This is a genomic window from Pseudomonas gozinkensis, from assembly GCF_014863585.1.
Classification (GTDB): Bacteria; Pseudomonadota; Gammaproteobacteria; order Pseudomonadales; family Pseudomonadaceae; genus Aquipseudomonas; species Aquipseudomonas gozinkensis.
Genome location: NZ_CP062253.1, coordinates 5938907 through 5957281, shown reverse-complemented (window position 1 = coordinate 5957281; position 18375 = coordinate 5938907). Strand labels below are relative to the sequence as shown.

Sequence of the window (18375 nt, the reverse complement as noted above, 5' to 3'; positions counted from 1 at the left end):
GGGTGGCCGGCAGTAGGTTGAAGCAATCTGCTGAAGGAGAAGCCACCATGCCCGAGTACAAAGCTCCCCTGCGCGACATGCGCTTTCTGATCGACCACGTCTTTGACTTCCACACTCAGTACGCGGCCCTTGGCGCCCACGACGCCAGCCCGGACATGATCAACGCGATCCTCGACGAGGGCGCGAAGTTCTGTGAGAACGTTTTGGCACCGCTCAATCGCAGCGGTGACGAAGAGGGCTGCCATTTCGACAACGGCGTGGTGACAACGCCTACAGGCTTCAAGCAAGCCTTCGCACAATACGTGGAAGGTGGCTGGCACGGTCTGGCGGCAGATCCGGCTTACGGCGGCCAGGGCCTGCCGAGTTCGCTGGGACTGGTGATCAGCGAAATGGTCGCCTCCAGCAACACCTCGTGGGGCATGTACCCGGGCCTGACCCACGGCGCCATGTCGGCGATCCATGCCCACGGCACCGAGGAGCAGAAAAACACCTACCTGCGCAAACTCACCGCCGGCCAGTGGACCGGCACCATGTGCCTGACCGAAGCCCATTGCGGCACCGACCTGGGCATCATCAAGACCCGCGCGGTGCCTCAGGCCGACGGCAGTTATGCAGTGACCGGCAGCAAGATTTTCATCTCCGCCGGCGAGCACGACATGAGCGACAACATCATTCATCTGGTGCTGGCCAAACTGCCGGACGCGCCGGCGGGGACCAAAGGGATTTCGCTGTTTATCGTGCCGAAATTCCTGCCCGATTCCGCCGGTGAGGCGGGCGAGCGCAATGGCGTTTCCTGCGGTTCGATCGAGCACAAGATGGGCATCAAGGCCTCGGCCACTTGCGTGCTGAACTTCGACGACGCCAAAGGTTTCCTGATCGGCGAGCCGAACAAAGGCCTGAATTGCATGTTTACCATGATGAACCACGCGCGCCTCGGCACCGGAATGCAGGGACTTTGTCTGGGCGAAGCGAGTTTCCAGGGCGCAATCAAATACGCCAACGATCGCTTGCAGATGCGTGCTCTGACCGGCGCCAAAGCCCCGGACAAACCAGCCGACCCGATCATCGTCCACCCGGACGTGCGGCGCATGCTGCTGACCATGAAAGCTTTCAACGAGGGCAACCGCGCGCTGACCTATTTCACCGCGCAAATGCTTGATGTCGCGCACCTGAGCCCGGACGCCGAGGCGCGTCAGGAGGCCGAAGACCTGTTGGCGTTCCTGACCCCGATCTGCAAAGCGTTCATGACCGACACCGGGCTGGAGGTGACCAATCACGGCATGCAGGTGTTTGGTGGCCACGGATTTATCCGCGAGTGGGGCATGGAGCAACTGGTTCGCGATTGCCGGATCGCGCCAATCTACGAAGGTACCAACGGCATTCAAGCGCTGGATCTGCTCGGGCGCAAAGTGCTGGGCAGCCAGGGCAAGCTGTTGCGCAATTTCACCAAAATCGTCCACAGGTTCTGCGCCGCCAACGCCGGGCATGCGCAACTGGGCGGGTTTGTCGCGCAGCTCGATGGCCTCAATCAGCAGTGGGGCGAGCTGACCATGAAGGTCGGCATGGCCGCGATGAAAAACCCGGATGAAGTCGGCGCCGCGTCGGTGGATTACCTGATGTACAGCGGTTACATCGTTCTCGGCTACCTGTGGCTGCGCATGGCACTGGTTGCCCAGGCGCAGCTGGAGTCGGGCGAAGGGGACGGCGATTTCTGCCAGGGCAAACTGGCGACGTGCGAGTTTTACTTCAAGCGCCTGTTGCCGCGTACCGCTGCGCATCGTTCTGCGATCGAGGCGGGCAGCGATTGCCTGATGAAACTGCCGGCCCAGTTGTTCGCGCTGTAACACGCCCCTGTTAAACAAAAGAGCCCGCTGATTGCGGGCTTCTTTATGGTTGACTGTCGGTGACTAAAAATAACAAAACAGTCACTGCCTGACCCTATGTGTCGCAAAAGTTGTTGGGTTACACTCCAGCTCAACGAAAACACCCTTCCACGAATCACCTGTTTAGATCTTTGCGAGGTTTGCCATGGCTGACTACAAAGCGCCGCTGCGCGATATGCGCTTCGTCCTCAATGAAGTGTTCGAAGTCGCCAAACTCTGGGCCGAACTGCCGGCCCTGGCCGAGACCGTGGACGCGGAAACCGTTGAAGCCATTCTCGAAGAGGCCGGCAAGGTCACCAGCAAAAGCATCGCGCCCCTGAGCCGTGCCGCTGACGAAGAAGGCTGCCACTGGGCCGACGGTGCCGTCACCACGCCGGCCGGTTTCCCACAGGCCTATCAGACTTATGCCGAAGGCGGCTGGGTCGGCGTCGGCGGTGATCCGGCCTACGGCGGCATGGGTATGCCAAAAGCCGTGTCGGCTCAGGTCGAAGAGATGGTCAACTCCGCCAGCCTGTCCTTCGGTCTGTATCCGATGCTGACCGCCGGCGCCTGCCTGTCGATCAACGCCCACGCCAGCGAAGAGCTGAAAGCCGCTTACCTGCCGAACATGTACGCCGGTGTCTGGGCCGGTTCCATGTGCCTGACCGAGCCGCACGCCGGCACCGACCTGGGCATCATCCGCACCAAGGCCGAGCCTCAGGCCGACGGTTCCTACAAGGTCAGCGGCACCAAGATCTTCATCACCGGCGGTGAGCATGACCTGACCGAAAACATCATCCACCTGGTGCTGGCCAAGCTGCCGGACGCACCGGCAGGGCCGAAAGGCATTTCGCTGTTCCTGGTGCCGAAGTTCATGGTCAATGCCGATGGCAGCCTGGGCGCGCGCAACCCGGCGAACTGCGGTTCGATCGAACACAAGATGGGCATCCAGGCGTCCGCCACCTGCGTGATGAACTTCGACGAAGCCGTGGGGTATCTGGTCGGCGAACCGAACAAGGGCCTGGCCGCGATGTTCACCATGATGAACTACGAGCGTCTGGGCGTCGGCATCCAAGGCCTGGCCACCGGTGAGCGCTCGTACCAGAACGCCATCGAATACGCCCGTGACCGCCTGCAGAGCCGTTCGCCGACCGGCGCGCAGAACAAGGACAAGGTCGCTGACCCGATCATCGTTCACCCGGACGTGCGTCGCATGTTGCTGACCATGAAAGCCTCGAACGAAGGTGGCCGGGCGTTCTCCACCTACGTGGCGATGCAACTCGACACCGCCAAGTTCAGCGAAGACGCCGCCACCCGCAAACGTGCGGAAGATCTGGTGGCCTTGCTGACGCCAGTGGCCAAGGCGTTCCTGACCGATCTGGGTCTGGAAACCACTGTCCACGGTCAGCAGATCTTCGGCGGCCACGGCTACATCCGTGAGTGGGGCCAAGAGCAACTGGTGCGTGACGTGCGCATCACCCAGATCTACGAAGGCACCAACGGCATTCAGGCGCTGGACCTGGTGGGTCGCAAGATCGTCGGTAGCGGCGGCGCATTCTACAAACTGTTCGCCGACGAGATCCGCCATTTCACCGCGACCGCCAGTGCCGATCTGGGCGAGTTCACCAAGCCGCTGAATGACGCCGTCGGCACCCTCGACGAGTTGACCTCGTGGTTGCTGGATCGGGCGAAAACCAACCCGAACGAAATCGGCGCGGCATCGGTCGAGTATCTGCAAGCGTTCGGCTACACCGCTTACGCGTACATGTGGGCGCTGATGGCCAAGGCATCGCTGGGCAAAGAGGCGCAGGACGATTTCTACGCGAGCAAACTCGGCACGGCGCGGTTCTATTTCGCCCGTCTGCTGCCGCGGATTCACTCGTTGAGCGCGTCGGTCAAGGCCGGCAGCGAGTCGCTGTTCCTGCTGGATGCTGCGCAGTTCTGATGATGTAACGTCATGTAAGCGATCTCTTACATGACGTGCTGCTGTTCTCCCATAGGCGTAGATTGGATCCAGAGCTAATCTACTTTCCATGGACGTCGCGCAGGAAGCGCAAAGCAACAACACGGACACGTAGGATTCTGCCAGGGTGGCGGAGTGAAATGGATGTCAGGGAAACAGTCTGCAAAGCCCCGCTTCGGCGGGGTTTTCTTATGCCCGCAGAAAAGCTTTCAGCTCAGTGCGTCCAGTGGCGGCGTACCTTTCAGCGGTTTGTCCTCACGCTGCATCACCTCTTCCAGCAACGTTCGCAGCAAGGCCAATGGTGCCTGCTGGCGCTGCACATCGCGACACACCAGCCCGACCTTCAACGGCACGCGCGGCTCACTCAACGGTTTCCACAGCAGATCCTGATCGTCGTACTCCTTTTGCGAACGACCGGGCAGCACCGTCGCCAGACGCGTATGTGGCAGGCTGTCGAGAATGCCCACCATATTGTTCAGTTCTGCCTGCACTTGCGGTCGACGTCCAAGACTGGCCAGTTGCGCTTGCCAGATCTGGCGGATCTGGAATTCCTCGCCCAGCAACAACATCGGCAATTCAGCGGCCTGACTCATCGAGACTTTCTTGAATTCCCGCAGCGGATGATCCGCCGGGATGACCAGCGTCAGTTCATCTTCGTACAGCATCACGCCGTGTAGCCCCGGCTGGCGTGGCGGCAGATAACTGATGCCGATGTCCAGCGAGCCATTGAGCAGGCGCCGCTCGATCTCCAGCCCCGTCAATTCGTAAATCTGTACCACCAGATGCGGCTGCGCCTTGCGCACTCGCTCGAGCATTTGCGGCACCAGGCTGGTGTGCACGGTTTGCAGCACGCCGATCGCCAGCGTGCGCAGTGCCTGACCCTTGAAGTTGCCCAGCGCCTCACGCGCACGCTGCATGCCGTCGAGCAGTGGCAAAGCGTGGTTGTACAAGGTGTGGGCGGCGAGGGTCGGTAGCAGGCGCTTGCTGCTGCGTTCGAACAGCGTGACGTCGAGGTTCTGCTCCAGTTGGCGGATCTGCTGGGACAGCGCCGGCTGGGAGATCGACAGACGCTCGGCGGCGCGTCCGACATGACCTTCTTCGTAGACCGCGACGAAATAACGCAGTTGTTTGAAATCCATAAGTAACACTTATCAAAAATGCTGGGAAATCGAAATGGCCGGCAGCCGTGTGTGAGCCTAGTCTAACCGCATTCACGAGGCTTACAGGGCCGGAAAGCGCAATGACCAGCGTTTGTTTCGATAGTGTTTACATAGGCAGTTCAAAAAACCTCGATCGAGGTTTTTTTCAATGAATCTGTTCAGTTTGCGGCGCCAGACGCCGAGCCTCGATGACCTGGCTTTTGAAACCCATGAATCGAAGGTCGCTGATGGCCTGAATGCCGAACGTCTGATGCCCAGCGTCGAACGTCCGCAGCAGGTATTCGTTCGCGGCCAAGGCTCCTGGCTGTGGGACAGCAATGACCGCGCCTACCTGGACTTTTCCCAGGCCGGAGGCGCCAACAGCCTCGGTCACAGCCCTTCGGCACTGGTCAAGGCCATCGCCAACCAGGCCCAGGCCCTGATCAATCCCGGCTTCAATCTGCACAACCGCGGCATGCTCAGTCTCGCCGAGCGCCTGTGTGCGAGCACTGCAAGCGATCAGGCGTATCTGCTCAACAGCGGCAGTGAAGCCTGTGAAGCGGCAATCAAACTGGCGCGCAAATGGGGCCAGCTGCATCGTGGCGGCGCCTCGCGGATTATTGTCGCCAGACAAGGTTGTCACGGACGTAGTCTGGCGACGATTTCGGCGTCGGACAGTTGCAACTTGCACAACCGCTTCGCACCGTTGCTGCCGGGTTTCGATCTGGTGCCGTTCAACGACCTGCCGGCGTTGCATGCAGCGGTCGATGCACAGACCGTGGCAATCATGCTTGAACCGATCCAGAGCGATGCTGGGGTGATTTCAGCGACCGAACATTACCTCAAGGGTGTCGAACGCTTGTGCCGTGAGCTGGGGATTCTGCTGATTCTCGACGAGGTGCAGACCGGCATCGGCCGCTGCGGCACCTTGCTCGCCGAACAATCCTACGGCGTGCGCGCCGATATCGTCGTGCTCGGCAAAGGCCTCGGCGGTGGCGTTCCCTTGGCGGCGTTGTTGGCGCGAGGCAAGGCCTGCTGTTTCGACTCGGGTGAGTTGGGCGGCACTCATCACGGCAACGCGCTGATGACCGCCGCAGGGCTGGTGGTGCTCGACAGCGTGCAGGATCGCGCATTCCTCGAACAGATCCGGGACAACGGCCAGCACCTGCGCGAAGGGCTCGCCCGTCTGGCCCATCGTTATGAACATGGCGAGTTACGCGGACAGGGGCTGTTCTGGGGGCTGACCCTGTCGGAAGACTCCGCCGAGGCCGTCGTCAAAGCCGCGCTTCACGAGGGCTTGCTGCTCAACGCCCCACAAGCCGACTGCCTGCGCTTCACCCCGGCGCTCAACGTCAGCAAGGCCAACATCGACGAAATGCTCCTGCGCCTGGCTCGCGCCTTCTCCCGGGTACGCACTGCGCAACTGCAATGCCGCAAAGGGATTGCCGTCTGAGCTGAAATTTCCTACCCGAATTCAAGAACCGTCTCGCGGTATAACGCACGCCCCACGCCTGATTCTTTTGGCGTGGGGCGTTTTTTTGTGGCCGGGTAATGGCAATCAGATGGCGAGATTGCGGTTTGCACTGAACCCTGACGAACGGCACGGGTCGATTAGCTTGTATGGCTCGGGTGAGCCAACCCCCAATCAGGAGCTGCCCCATGGACTTTATCCGCATCATCATCGCCATTCTGTTGCCGCCTCTGGGTGTGTTTCTGCAGGTCGGGTTCGGCGGCGCGTTCTGGCTGAACATTCTGCTGACGCTGTGCGGTTACATCCCGGGGATCGTGCATGCGGTGTACATCATCGCCAAACGCTGAGTTCTGCGGCGCCAGATAAATTGCTATCGCTGGCAAGCCAGCTCCCACAGTAGTCTCGGTCGTACATGAATTTTGTGTACACCAAACAACCTGTGGGAGCTGGCTTGCCAGCGATTGGGGCGACAAGGATCCTGGAGGTGGCAGCGGATTTCAGTCCCCCAAACCCATCACCCGCCGATAAAACTTCCACTCCTGCTCCAGCGCGTGGGCCTGATTGGCGGCCCGGCGGAAGCCGTGACGTTCGTCGGCGTAGTAATGCGCTTCGACCTCAATGCCGTTCTGCTCCAGGGCCGCGACCATGTCGCGGGTCTGTTGCGGCACGACCACGGCGTCCAGTTCGCCCTGAAAGAAAATCACCGGTACGCGAATGTTGCCTGCGTGCAGCAACGGCGTGCGGGCGGCGTAGCGTTCGGCATCTTTCTCGGGATCGCCGATCAGCCAATCCAGATAATCGCCTTCGAACTTGTGCGTCGCGCGGGCCAGTGCCACCGGGTCACTGACGCCATACAGGCTGGCGCCAGCGCGGAACACTTGATGGAACGCCAGGGCGCACAGCGTTGTGTAGCCACCAGCGCTGCCACCACGGATAAATGCACAGTCGCCGTCGATCATGCCGCGATCGTTCAGGTAGGCCACCACCGCACAGGCATCCTCGACATCCACTGCGCCCCAACTCAGATGCAGGGCTTGCCGATACTCCCGGCCATAGCCGCTGCTGCCCCGGTAGTTGAGGTCGGCGACGGCGAAACCGCGTTGCGTCCAGTACTGGATGCGCGGATCAAGCATCGGGTAGCAGGCCGACGTCGGACCGCCGTGAATGAACACCACCAGCGGCGGTTTCTCATCGCCATTGGTGGCCGGGTAAAAGAACCCGTGCGCTTCACCCAAACCGCTGGGATAGCGCAGGGTTTGCGGGCGGCTGATGCGCTCGGCGGGCAACGGTGCAACACCGCCGGCCAGGACGTTCACTTCACGCGATTCGCGATCAATGGCGATCACCGCTGAAGGGCTGATCGGTGAGGCGGCAATGCAGTAAATGAATTGATCATCGACAGACACATGACGGAAGCGGCTGTAGTCGCCGGTGAAGTCTTCGCCGTTGAGCGCCAGACGCCCGAAACCGCCTTCGCTCCAGCTCGCCAAGAAGTTTTCGCCGATGGGCAGCCAGGTGCAGCCGCCGAGTTGCCATGGGGCTGGTGCGTGATCGGCTTCGGCGCTAGCTAACGGTTGCAAACCATTTGCCGACTCGACCCACGGTTGCCAATACCCACCACGATCTGTCAGGCAGCCCAGTCGGCCATTGGCATCGAAACGCGGTTGCTGGATCGACTCTTCAAACGCTTCACCCGCCACACAACGCGGGGCGGAAAATCCATTTGACGAGCGCTCGGCGAGCATCAGCCGGCTGGACGTCCACGGCTGATGCGGACGGCTCCACTCGATCCACGCCAGGCGCCGGCCGTCCGGGCTGATGATTGGCGATGCATAAAAATCCGCGCCTTCAACCAGCATATGGCGGTCGCCACTCGCCAGATCGATAGCCACCAGCCGATGGCAATCACCGTTCTCTTCAACAGCCAGCACCTGCCCGTGGGCAAAATGCAGATCACCATATCGGCATTCCCCGGACGTCAGCGCCACGGGCTCGCCGTCCAGCGTTTGTCGGTACAGTTGCTGGTCCGCCTCGTTAACGAAAACCACCCCGTCAGGCGTCAGACAAAACGCTCCACCGCCATATTCGTACACCCGGCTGCGCACGCTGAAACCCGCAGGCGTCAGACATTTCGCCACGCCATCGTGCCAGTGCCAGATCCGGCAGGCGGCATCTGTCGGGCGATATTCATTCCAGAACAAACCATGGGTGCCGAGCTGCAATTCGGCAAAATCCACGCCTGCAGCAACGGCGGCGGTGGCGCTGAAAGGCTCAGCCTTTGGCGATGAGGCGCGAGTTTCGTTCATTGCGAAAGGCCAGTTGTTCGATGGTCTGGGTGGCGTGCTCGGCTTCTTCGCGGGCCTTGAGGATCACACCGTGATGTTCGGACTTGCTGCATACCGGATCGGCATTACTTGCATCGCCGGTGAGCATGAAAGCCTGGCAGCGGCAGCCGCCGAAATCCTGTTCCTTTTCGTCACAGGAGCGGCACGGCTCGGGCATCCAGTCATAACCGCGAAAACGGTTGAAGCCGAACGAGTCGTACCAGATGTGCTGCATGCTGTGATCGCGCACATTGGGAAATTGTACCGGCAGCTGTCGGGCGCCATGACAGGGCAGGGCGGTGCCGTCCGGTGTGACCGTCAGAAACAGACTGCCCCAGCCGTTCATGCAGGCTTTCGGGCGCTCTTCGTAATAGTCCGGGGTGACGAAAATCAGCTTGCACGGATGCCCTTCGGCCTCCAGTTTGGCGCGGTATTCGTTGGTGATGCGTTCGGCCCGCACCAGTTGCTCTTTGGTCGGCAACAGGCCAACACGATTGAGCTGCGCCCAGCCGTAGAACTGGCAGGTGGCGAGTTCGACGAAGTCGGCCTCCAGCGCAATGCACAGCTCGATGATGCGGTCGATCTTGTCGATGTTGTGCCGATGGGTGACGAAGTTCAGCACCATCGGATAGCCGTGGGCCTTCACGGCGCGAGCCATTTCCAGTTTCTGTGCAAAGGCCTTTTTCGAGCCGGCGAGCAGGTTGTTCACTTGCTCGTCGCTGGCCTGGAAACTGATCTGGATGTGATCGAGCCCGGCCTTCTTGAAGTCGCTGATCTTCTGCTCGGTCAGGCCGATGCCGGAAGTGATCAGGTTGGTGTAGAAACCCAACTGGCGAGCTTCACGGATCAGCTCGGCGAGGTCCTGACGCACCAGCGGTTCGCCCCCGGAAAACCCCAGTTGCGCCGCGCCCATTTCCCGCGCCTCGCGGAACACCTTGATCCACTGCTCGGTGCTCAGCTCTTTGCCCTGTTCGGCGAAATCCAGCGGATTGGAGCAGTACGGGCATTGCAGCGGGCAGCGGTAAGTCAGCTCGGCGAGCAGCCACAGCGGCAAGCCGATTTCCGGTTGCACCGATGACTCAGGCAAGTTCGATCCAGTGCTGCGCACGGGCAACCTCCATGAATTGCTCGATGTCGTCACCGAGCTCGGGCACGCCGGGGAACTGTCTGTCGAGTTCGGCGATGATTGCCGCGACGTCCCGTTCACCGTCGATCAGGCCGCCGATCAGCGCGGCGCTTTCATTGAGCTTGATCATGCCTTCCGGGTACAGCAGCACGTGGCCTTTCTGGGCCGGTTCGTACTGGAAACGGTAGCCGGGACGCCAGGTCGGGGTCTTGCTGCGGTCGAAACTCATAAGGCGATTCCTTTATGCCAGACCCGTTGATCGGTGACGCTGTGATACGGCGGGCGGTTCAGTTCGTAAGCCATGCTCATGGCATCGAGCATGCTCCAAAGAATGTCCAGTTTGAACTGGAGAATTTCCAGCATGCGTTCCTGACCTTCGCGGGTCTTGTAGTGCTCCAGCGTAATCGCCAGGCCATGCTCGACATCGCGCCGGGCCTGACCGAGACGGGTGCGGAAATACTCGTAGCCGGCCGGGTCGATCCACGGGTAATGCTGCGGCCAGCTGTCGAGACGCGACTGGTGGATCTGCGGCGCGAACAGCTCGGTCAGCGAGCTGCTGGCGGCTTCCTGCCAACTGGCGCGGCGGGCGAAGTTGACGTAGGCGTCGACGGCGAAACGCACACCGGGCAGCACCAGCTCCTGGGAACGCAATTGATCAGGGTCGATGCCGACGGCTTGGCCGAGGCGCAGCCAGGCTTCGATGCCGCCGTCCTCACCGGGGGCGCCGTCGTGGTCGAGCAGGCGCTGGATCCACTCGCGGCGAATCTCGCGATCCGGGCAATTGGCGAGGATCGCCGCGTCTTTCAGAGGGATGTTCACCTGATAGTAGAAGCGGTTGGCGACCCAGCCCTGAATCTGCTCGCGAGTGGCCCGGCCTTCATACATCGCCACGTGATACGGGTGATGAATGTGGTAATAGGCGCCCTTGGCGCGCAGGGCCGCTTCGAATTCTGCGGGGGACATTGGAGTGTCAGTCATGTCTGTTCTCCGGAAACAACCGTTGGTTTCTTTGGTGTCTGTCAGGACGCCTTCGCTGGCAAGCCAGCTCCCACAAGGTTGCGTGGCGTACGCAAAACCTGTGGGAGCTGGCTTGCCAGCGATGAGGCCCTCAGCTACAGCACAATACTCATGCCGTCATACGCCACTTCAACATTGCGCCGAACCAGTTCCGCGCGCTCCGGGGAGTCTTCGTCGAGAATCGGGTTGGTGTTGTTGATGTGGATAAGCACTTTGCGCTGCTCGGGAAGCTGTTCCAGCACTTCGAGCATGCCGCCGGGGCCGTTCTGCGCCAGGTGGCCCATTTCGCGACCGGTGCGGGTGCCAACGCCACGGCGCTGCATTTCATCGTCGTCCCACATCGTGCCATCCACCAGTACGCAGTCGCTGCCGGCCATGATTTCCAGCAGCGGCGCGTCGACCTTGCCCAGGCCCGGCGCATAGAACAGTTTGCCGCCGGTGCTGAGGTCTTCGACGATCAGGCCGATGTTGTCGCCCGGGTGCGGGTCGAAGCGGTGCGGCGAGTAGGGCGGTGCGGCGCTGCGCAGTGGCAGCGGTGTGAAGCGCAGGTTCGGGCACGCGGCGACGGTGAAGCTCTGGTCGAGTTCGATGCGGTTCCAGTCCAGCCCGCCGTTCCAGTGCTTGAGCATGGTGAACAGCGGGAAACCGGTGCTCAGGTCTTCGTGGACCATGTCCGTGCACCAGACCTGATGCGGGCAGCCTTCGCGCAGACTGAGCAGGCCGGTGGTGTGGTCGATCTGGCTGTCCATCAGGATGATCGCGCTGATGCCGGTGTCACGCAGGGCACGGCCCGGTTGCATCGGGGCGAAGCTCTGAAGCTGCGCGCGGATGTCCGGCGAGGCGTTGCACAGCACCCAGTTCACGCCGTCATCGGAGATTGCGATGGACGATTGGGTACGGGCCTGGGCATTCAGGCTGCCGTCGCGAAAACCGGCGCAATTGACGCAGTTGCAGTTCCACTGCGGAAAACCGCCACCGGCGGCCGAACCCAGAATCTGGACGAACATGAACGCTCCATCATTTCAACGCTGAAAATAAAACGCCCCGGCGAGCCGAGGCGTTGCACTGCAGTGTTCTGCTTGAGGCAGGACTCAGCGGCTGGCGAAGTACATGGTGACTTCGAAGCCGATGCGCAGGTCGGTGTAAGCAGGTTTGGTCCAGGCCATCGGGTGACTCCTTCTTCAGGTGGGTGAGATAGCGCTATCCATAGGTATAGTCCACGGCAGCGCAGGGATGTTCCAAATAGTTAGGTGGCTATGTTACTCAAAATTTCAGGGGGTTGGCCCGTGAATCTTTGAGAAAGCTCCTTGCAGCCCCGGTAATGATCATTTTGCCGCTAGCCATGGCGCGCCTGGCGCAGAGTCGTTGGACAGGCCGTGCCAGCCGCCTTCGGCGTGGATCAGCCGTTGTGCGGCGGCCAGCAATGCCGGGCGATCCAGTTGAGCGATGGCGTTGCGCAATTGCATCAGATAATCCGACGAGTGGCCGGCGAGACGGGCCTGCCACAGGAACTCGGCCGCATCTTTGCCGGACAGGGCGCTTTCACCGAACTGATCGGCAAGCGTCTGGCGTTGCTGTGTGAGGCTGGCGTCATCGAGTTGTTCGATAAGGGCCGGCAGGCCATCGAGAAACTGCTGAATGTGATTGAGCAATTGCGCTGCGGTAGCCGAGGGCGATTGCACACCGAACAGCAATCCGGTCTGACCGTGGAACTGACGCAGGCCACTGAACACGGCATAACCGAGTTGCAGTTCGACGCGCAGGCGTTGGTAGAACGGCGTCTGACACAGGTGCGCGAGCAGGCGCCACGCGGCTTCGTCGGCGATTTCGCGGCTGGCGGTCGCGCAGAACAGCAACAAGGCGTGTTCGCTGGACGCGCTGTCGATCTGACTCCACCGAAATCCGGCGTTGATGGCAGAAGGTGCGGGAATTTGATTATCCGGGATGCCTGGGATACGACTCAGGGCCAGGCCCATGCCGGATTGGGTTTGTGGGTTGAGCCCCAAAGCCAGACCGTCCCAGCGGGAAGTTGTCCACAGGTGCGCGGCGTCATCGGACTCACTTACCGCTGGCAGGCACTTTTCGGGCAATGCCTTGAGCAGTTGGCGGATCGGCATCAGCGCAGGTTGCGGCTCGCTTTCAGCGGAATCTGCGCCCACTTGTGTCAGAGAGTTGAGCGCGTGCTCCAGCACCGCAGGCAGCGTGTCCTGCAGGCCAGTGAGTTTCAGCAGCCACTGATCAGCCGTGGCGCTGAAGGACAACTCGACCCCGGCCTGACGTGCGTCATCAGACACCTCCCGCAGACTGCGTTGCAGTTTCGCTTGCAACTCGGCCGTGGCCGCTGCTTCCGTCTGCCAGCGCACATACACCGCACCTGCGTCACCGTTATCCGGCAGCGCCTGGCTGAATTGCATCGGCGAGCGTTCGCGGCGGGTGCGCGAGCGATCCTGAGCAAATGTGCGCAGGCCTCGGTGGGCGCTGGTCTGGCCGCGGATGAGGCCGGCGTTGGCCAGTGGTTCGGCTGTACGCAAAAACGGGTTGGCAGCGGGCAGATGCCAGTGGCCGCTAAAGTTATCCACAGTGCCGATTTTGCCGAGAATCACTTTGAGCGCCGTAACGGCCGATTCGGACAGGCCGCTTTCGAGTTGTTCGCTGTCGAGTCGCACCCGTTGCAGTGCGCCGCTGACCTGCTGCTGACGTTGAAGCTGTGCCGAATACTCCTCGCGCAGTGTCGGCCAGTTCTGCTGCGCTGCGAAGAAGCTCAACCAGTCGATACATTCCGTTCGAATGGTGTCGAGTGACGCGGAGGGGGCGGTGAACTCAAGGTGTAGCAAGGCTTGCCCGGAAAACTGGTATTGCACACAGGCCTGCAAACCATTCGCGAGACCTTGATTTTGCAAATGCGCGAGCAACCCACCGGGTTTGGCGTTATTCAACCAGTGGCAGAGAAACGCCAGCGCTTCGGCCGACGACTCCGGCAAGTCCTCCAGCGCAAACAGCAGATCGCCGCGTCGCTTGCCGACCTGTTGATAACTTGCCTGTGGGGTGTCCATCAAACGAGCCGGGGCCGCCTGTGCAGTTTTATCCCCAGCCGTCAGCGCGGCGGCAAACTGTTCGGCCAGCGTGCGCAGCTCTTCCGCACTCTGCGGCCCGACCAGACTCAGGATCATCTGCCCGGTGCGGTAAAACTGCTGGTGGAAGTCTTTCAGTGCCTGCTGAAACTCCGCTTGTTCTACCGGCAGGCTATCGCGGTTTCCGGCATGAAAACCGCGCAATGGATGCTCCGCTGACAACCCCTCGAACAGCGCCTCTTTCTGCTGAGCCGCAGCATCCTGCGACCACGCGACAAACTCCGCCTGCAACACTTCCCGTTCCCGCAACTGATCGTCCGTACTCATACGCGGATGGGCGAGCAGGTCTGACAGACGCTCCAGCCCACCACTGAAGGACGCTGGCGACAATTCAAAGAAGAAATCGGTGGTGCGCTCGCGAGTGCTGGCATTCATCTGGCCGCCATGCCTTTGCACGTAGGCCATCAGCCCTTGCTGTGCAGGAAAACGCTCGGTGCCGAGAAACAGCAAATGCTCAAGGAAATGCGCCAGCCCCGGCCACGCCAACGGCACATCGTGACTACCGGCATTCACCCGCAACGCAGCGGCGCTGCGCTTCAGGCCGGGCACGTGACGCAGAGTTACACGCAAGCCGTTGGCCAGGGTTTCGGTGTGGGGGCGGGGGTGAGTCGGGGCAGGCATGGGCACTTCCAGAACTGTGAAGTGCCAATGCTAGCGGATTAGCGCTTGTTGAGCGCGTCGTAAAGTTCGGGGCGGCGGTCGTTGAAGTAGCGGTTGGCGCTGCGCGAGTCGACCATCAGCTGGCGATCCAGCTCACCGACGATCAAGGCTTCGTCCAGTCCGGCCTGGGCGATGCGGCTGCCGTCCGGCGCGGCAATGCTGCTTTGCCCGCAGTAATGGATGTCGCCTTCGTGGCTGCAGTAGTTGGCGTACGCCACGTAGCACTGGTTTTCGAAGGCGCGGGAGCGCACGGAAACATCGGCAATGAAGTCGAAAGGAATCATGTTCGCCGTCGGCACCAGAATCAGCTCGGCGCCCTCAAGGGCCAGGCGTCGGGCGTTTTCCGGGAACTCCAGGTCGTAGCAGATCAGGAAACCGAGCTTCCAGCCGTTGAGCTCGACGATGGGAAACTCGCCATCGCCGGGGCTGAACATCGAACGGTCCAGATCGCCGAACAGATGCGTCTTGCGGTAATTGCACAGGCGTTCACCGTTCGAATCGATCAACTGCACGGCGTTGTAGATCTGTCCTTCGGCAGTGCGCTCAGGGTAACCGTAAAGAATCGCCAGACCGGCAGCCTTGGCTATTCGTCCGACCTGCTGCGCCCACTCACCGTTGTAGACCTCGGCCAATGTCGCGACCGCCTCCTTGCCGATGTTGTAGCCGGTCAGGAACATCTCCGGCACCACCAGCAGGTCGGCGCCTTTGGCCTCCATCGCCAGTTGATGCAGGCGCTGGAGATTGGCGGCAGGTTCCAGTGGCAGCGGTGGACATTGGTAAAGGGCTACACGCATCAGGGATTCCTCTTACTCGGGCAGGGCGATCGGGCCGATGTCGTTGAACACATCACCCGGGCCGGGGTTCTCTTTATGTGTGGACCCGCCGAAGTGCTTCATGATTCCCCACACCGCGTTGAGCGACGTCTGCACCGCGCCTTCGACCCATGCTGGCGTCCACGATACGTCGTCGCCGGCGATGAAGATCCCGCGCTGCTCCGGCGGCATGTCGTCCTGCATGAAGTGCGCGTACATGCGCTGGTTGTAGCGATAGTGGCCGGGCAGGGCGCCCTTGAATGCACCGAGGAAATGCGGGTCGGCTTCCCACGACACGGTAATCGGATCACCGATGATCCGCGCGGCGATGTCGACTTTCGGGTAGATCTTCTTCAGCGCATCCAGCGCCAGCTTCACGCGTTTTTCCACCGGATGCGGGAGCATTTTCAGCGCATCGCTCATCCACGAGTACGACAGGCAGATCACGCCCGGCTTGTCGTCGCCGTTGTCGAACAGGTAAGTGCCACGGGTCAGGCGATCGGTGAGGGTCATGCTCATCAGGTCGCGGCCGGTTTCCGGGTCCTTGTCCTTCCAGAACGGACGGTCGACCATCACGAAGGTCTTCGACGATTGCATGTAGCGGGTGCGGTCCAGCGCCATCCACATCTTCTGCGAGAACAGAGTTTCGTCGCATTCGATCTGAGTAGTCAGCAGCCAGCTCTGGCAAGTGGTCAGTACGGCCGCGTATTCGCGGGTGTCGCCGTTGTTGTCGGTGACAGCGAATCGTCCGTCAGGCGCGTGGGCGATTTTCTTCACCCCTGAGCGTGGCGCGCCATGGTGCAACGACTTGAGGGTGGTGCCTTGCGGCCAGTGAACGCAGCGCTCCGGCGCATGACGCCAGATGCCCTGCGGCACTTGTTCCACACCGCCGACCACCAGGTGCTGGTGATCGTCGCAGTTGGTCATCACCACACGGAAGATTTCCAGCATCGAGTTGGGGAAGTCCGAGTCCCAGCCGCCGGTGCCGAAACCGACCTGGCCAAACACTTCGCGGTGATGGAACGACAGTTTGGCGAAGGCTTTCGACGTGGCGACGAAGTCGTAGAACGTGCGGTCGTCCCACAGTGGCACGAGGGTGTTCCACAGCTCTTTGAGGCGCGGCACATCGCGGTCGCGGATCGCTTGCTGGATATCGGCGAATTGCGAGCCGGCCTCAAGCGCGTCGGCCCAGGCGTCCGCCACTTCCTGGAACAGTGCAGGAAGATCCTTCAGGCTCTGTGCGTAATGGGTTTTGCCTTCCAGGTCGATCACGGTGCTGCCGGAGGCCGGCGTCAGCGGGTTGGGGAAGGGCTTGGTCTCGAGGCCGAGTTTGTCGACGTAGTGATAGAACGCGGTGGACGATACCGGGAAGCGCATGCCGCCGAGCTCGGCGACGATGCCGTCAGTGCCATTGAACGCCTGGGAGCGCAGACGGCCGCCGAGCTTCGAAGCCTCATAAACGACGGGTTTCAAGCCGAGTTTCATCAACTCATAAGCCGCCACCAGACCGGCGATACCCGCCCCGACGATTGCCACTTCGGCACCGTGGTTGTGCTCGGGAATGCTGCCCAGACCGGCCGGGTGTTCGATCCAGTCGTCGAAGGCGAAAGGAAAGTCCGGGCCGAAAATGGTGACTGGTTTCTTACCGTCTGCAGGATGGCGATTGTTCTTGTTCATGGCTGACCTTGCTGGCGACCCGACGCGGGATGCGCGTCTGAGTATAGGAAAAGATGCCAGCCATTCTAGGGAGCGTAGAACACGTTAATAAGACGCAAAGTGTCGTCGTTTTGAGTGCTTGTGCTGCAATCTGACGATTCTATTGGTCAGACTGGATGCCCGCGATCAATCTTGCTGCTGAGGATGATCGAGGTCGTGGTTTTCTCCACACCGTCTACGCTGCCGATCTGATCGAGAAGCTGATCGAGCTGCTCCGGGGAGTCGGTCCGCAGCCACGCCACATAATCAAATTCGCCACTCACCGCACACAATTGCTGTACCTGGGCCATCACGCTCAACCGGCGCAATACCTCTTTACCGGAGCGTGGCTGCACTTTGATCCCGACATAGGCCTGCAACCCGCCGTCCACTACACGCTGGCCCAGTCGTACACCGTAGCCGGTGATGACCTTGGCCTTTTCGAGCCGCGCCAGCCGCGAAGTCACGGTGGTACGGGCGATCCCCAATTGCCGGGCCAGCATCGCCACGCTCTCGCGGGCGTTGATTTGCAGGGCAGCGATCAGCTGACGGTCGATTTCATCGAGCACGGGTGGGCGGATGTCGGGCAAGGGCAGGCTCCAGCGGTACGGATCAATGGGGTCGCATGTTACAGGCTCGCCACGCGAGGCGCTTGTGAGCGCTGATTGAGCGGCGGGGGATTAGGCAGCCACCGGATCGGGGGATTTTACTGAAACAAAAGAACGGACAAATGATTTGACTTGCCTGCTGCCATTTATCAAAAATGGCCTCAAGAGCGCGAAATCTGCTGCCTTGCAGGGCTTCAGCAGGCATAGGTACCTCAGCGATGCTGCAACATCGGTGTAAGGTGAGACCTCTTCATCCCATTTCCTGAGGATGCCAATATCAGGATTCAAATATTCAAGGGGAGCCAACAGGCTCCCCTTTTTGTTTGTCCTGAAGAACGTATCTCTTGTAGAGAAGTTCGCCCTGGCGGTGCTTGTTCATCGCTCTTGCCGGGGCATGCATGACGTTCCACAGGACGTGCCCGTGCCTGACATCTACCACCACGAGCATGTCATTCTTTGCCTCGTAGGCATTGATGAAGGCCATGCGGTGCGGCTGAGCGAAGCCCCCTGGCCAGCGTACGCAGGTCCGGCAAAGCTAAGTCGATCCATGTTTGTTGGCCGCTCGAT

16 protein-coding genes are annotated in these 18375 nt (G+C 60.9%); 4 read left to right on the top strand and 12 right to left on the bottom strand.

Features of this window, described 5'->3' with window-relative positions:
- Positions 1–47: 47 nt before the first annotated feature.
- Together IHQ43_RS26630 and IHQ43_RS26625 are read left to right on the top strand one after the other, a co-directional pair.
- Entirely contained in the window at positions 48–1844 is a 1797-nt protein-coding gene (locus tag IHQ43_RS26630; RefSeq protein ID WP_192562632.1) for an acyl-CoA dehydrogenase C-terminal domain-containing protein, read from the top strand.
- Positions 1845–2028: 184 nt separating this feature from the next.
- Complete coding sequence (locus IHQ43_RS26625) at positions 2029–3807, top strand: acyl-CoA dehydrogenase C-terminal domain-containing protein (RefSeq protein WP_192562631.1); 1779 nt, start codon at positions 2029–2031, stop codon at positions 3805–3807.
- A gap of 227 nt (positions 3808–4034) precedes the next feature.
- Here the strand turns inward: IHQ43_RS26625 and IHQ43_RS26620 are convergent, their stop codons facing one another.
- The gene (locus IHQ43_RS26620; protein WP_192562630.1) at positions 4035–4964 is read right to left on the bottom strand and encodes a LysR family transcriptional regulator; all 930 of its coding nucleotides are present in this window, start codon (positions 4962–4964) and stop codon (positions 4035–4037) included.
- 169 nt (positions 4965–5133) lie between these two features.
- Here IHQ43_RS26620 and IHQ43_RS26615 point away from each other — a divergent pair, with 169 nt between their 5' ends.
- Both IHQ43_RS26615 and IHQ43_RS26610 read left to right on the top strand, forming a co-directional pair.
- Entirely contained in the window at positions 5134–6417 is a 1284-nt protein-coding gene (locus IHQ43_RS26615) for an aspartate aminotransferase family protein (RefSeq protein WP_192562629.1), read from the top strand.
- Between the two features lie 206 nt (positions 6418–6623).
- Complete coding sequence (locus IHQ43_RS26610) at positions 6624–6782, top strand: YqaE/Pmp3 family membrane protein (RefSeq protein WP_003228885.1); 159 nt, start codon at positions 6624–6626, stop codon at positions 6780–6782.
- A 150-nt stretch (positions 6783–6932) separates the two neighbouring features.
- Here IHQ43_RS26610 and IHQ43_RS26605 read toward each other — a convergent pair whose 3' ends face one another.
- The 11 genes from IHQ43_RS26605 to IHQ43_RS29640 form a co-directional block, all read right to left on the bottom strand.
- Positions 6933–8741, bottom strand: a complete 1809-nt coding sequence (locus tag IHQ43_RS26605; RefSeq protein WP_192562628.1) for an alpha/beta hydrolase family protein — start codon at positions 8739–8741, stop codon at positions 6933–6935.
- Positions 8707–9867: a pyrroloquinoline quinone biosynthesis protein PqqE gene (gene pqqE / locus IHQ43_RS26600; protein ID WP_192562627.1), complete on the bottom strand. Its 1161-nt coding sequence runs from the start codon at positions 9865–9867 to the stop codon at positions 8707–8709. The genes IHQ43_RS26605 and pqqE overlap by 35 nt, the downstream gene beginning before the upstream one ends.
- Entirely contained in the window at positions 9839–10114 is a 276-nt protein-coding gene (pqqD, locus tag IHQ43_RS26595; RefSeq protein ID WP_007959876.1) for a pyrroloquinoline quinone biosynthesis peptide chaperone PqqD, read from the bottom strand. Before pqqD ends, pqqE begins: the two co-directional genes overlap by 29 nt.
- Positions 10111–10863 carry a pyrroloquinoline-quinone synthase PqqC gene (gene pqqC, locus IHQ43_RS26590; RefSeq protein WP_192562626.1) on the bottom strand — a complete coding sequence of 251 codons (753 nt, stop codon included), beginning with the start codon at positions 10861–10863 and terminating at the stop codon, positions 10111–10113. The genes pqqD and pqqC overlap by 4 nt, the downstream gene beginning before the upstream one ends.
- 134 nt (positions 10864–10997) lie before the next feature.
- Entirely contained in the window at positions 10998–11909 is a 912-nt protein-coding gene (gene pqqB / locus IHQ43_RS26585; protein ID WP_007959878.1) for a pyrroloquinoline quinone biosynthesis protein PqqB, read from the bottom strand.
- 84 nt (positions 11910–11993) lie between these two features.
- Positions 11994–12068 carry a pyrroloquinoline quinone precursor peptide PqqA gene (gene pqqA, locus IHQ43_RS26580; protein WP_003444522.1) on the bottom strand — a complete coding sequence of 25 codons (75 nt, stop codon included), beginning with the start codon at positions 12066–12068 and terminating at the stop codon, positions 11994–11996.
- Positions 12069–12227: 159 nt separating this feature from the next.
- Entirely contained in the window at positions 12228–14654 is a 2427-nt protein-coding gene (gene pqqF, locus IHQ43_RS26575; protein ID WP_192562625.1) for a pyrroloquinoline quinone biosynthesis protein PqqF, read from the bottom strand.
- A 38-nt stretch (positions 14655–14692) separates the two neighbouring features.
- The gene (locus IHQ43_RS26570) at positions 14693–15487 is read right to left on the bottom strand and encodes a carbon-nitrogen hydrolase family protein (protein ID WP_192562624.1); all 795 of its coding nucleotides are present in this window, start codon (positions 15485–15487) and stop codon (positions 14693–14695) included.
- A 12-nt stretch (positions 15488–15499) separates the two neighbouring features.
- On the bottom strand, positions 15500–17182 hold the full coding sequence (locus IHQ43_RS26565) for a flavin monoamine oxidase family protein (RefSeq protein ID WP_192562623.1): 1683 nt from the start codon (positions 17180–17182) through the stop codon (positions 15500–15502).
- 146 nt (positions 17183–17328) lie between these two features.
- Positions 17329–17790 carry an Lrp/AsnC family transcriptional regulator gene (locus tag IHQ43_RS26560; protein ID WP_192562622.1) on the bottom strand — a complete coding sequence of 154 codons (462 nt, stop codon included), beginning with the start codon at positions 17788–17790 and terminating at the stop codon, positions 17329–17331.
- Positions 17791–18100: 310 nt separating this feature from the next.
- On the bottom strand, positions 18101–18292 hold the full coding sequence (locus IHQ43_RS29640) for a hypothetical protein (protein WP_244142229.1): 192 nt from the start codon (positions 18290–18292) through the stop codon (positions 18101–18103).
- Positions 18293–18375: the final 83 nt, after the last annotated feature.

Excerpts from the sequence above, each read along its gene's own strand:
- IHQ43_RS26630 (WP_192562632.1), top strand. The coding sequence starts at position 48 with ATGCCCGAGTACAAAGCTCCCCTGCGCGACATGCGCTTTCTGATCGAC.
- IHQ43_RS26625 (WP_192562631.1), top strand. The coding sequence starts at position 2,029 with ATGGCTGACTACAAAGCGCCGCTGCGCGATATGCGCTTCGTCCTCAAT.
- IHQ43_RS26620 (WP_192562630.1), bottom strand. The coding sequence starts at position 4,964 with ATGGATTTCAAACAACTGCGTTATTTCGTCGCGGTCTACGAAGAAGGT.
- IHQ43_RS26615 (WP_192562629.1), top strand. The coding sequence starts at position 5,134 with ATGAATCTGTTCAGTTTGCGGCGCCAGACGCCGAGCCTCGATGACCTG.
- IHQ43_RS26610 (WP_003228885.1), top strand. The coding sequence starts at position 6,624 with ATGGACTTTATCCGCATCATCATCGCCATTCTGTTGCCGCCTCTGGGT.
- IHQ43_RS26605 (WP_192562628.1), bottom strand. The coding sequence starts at position 8,741 with ATGAACGAAACTCGCGCCTCATCGCCAAAGGCTGAGCCTTTCAGCGCC.
- pqqD (WP_007959876.1), bottom strand. The coding sequence starts at position 10,114 with ATGAGTTTCGACCGCAGCAAGACCCCGACCTGGCGTCCCGGCTACCGT.
- pqqC (WP_192562626.1), bottom strand. The coding sequence starts at position 10,863 with ATGACTGACACTCCAATGTCCCCCGCAGAATTCGAAGCGGCCCTGCGC.
- pqqB (WP_007959878.1), bottom strand. The coding sequence starts at position 11,909 with ATGTTCGTCCAGATTCTGGGTTCGGCCGCCGGTGGCGGTTTTCCGCAG.
- pqqF (WP_192562625.1), bottom strand. The coding sequence starts at position 14,654 with ATGCCTGCCCCGACTCACCCCCGCCCCCACACCGAAACCCTGGCCAAC.
- IHQ43_RS26570 (WP_192562624.1), bottom strand. The coding sequence starts at position 15,487 with ATGCGTGTAGCCCTTTACCAATGTCCACCGCTGCCACTGGAACCTGCC.
- IHQ43_RS26565 (WP_192562623.1), bottom strand. The coding sequence starts at position 17,182 with ATGAACAAGAACAATCGCCATCCTGCAGACGGTAAGAAACCAGTCACC.
- IHQ43_RS29640 (WP_244142229.1), bottom strand. The coding sequence starts at position 18,292 with ATGGCCTTCATCAATGCCTACGAGGCAAAGAATGACATGCTCGTGGTG.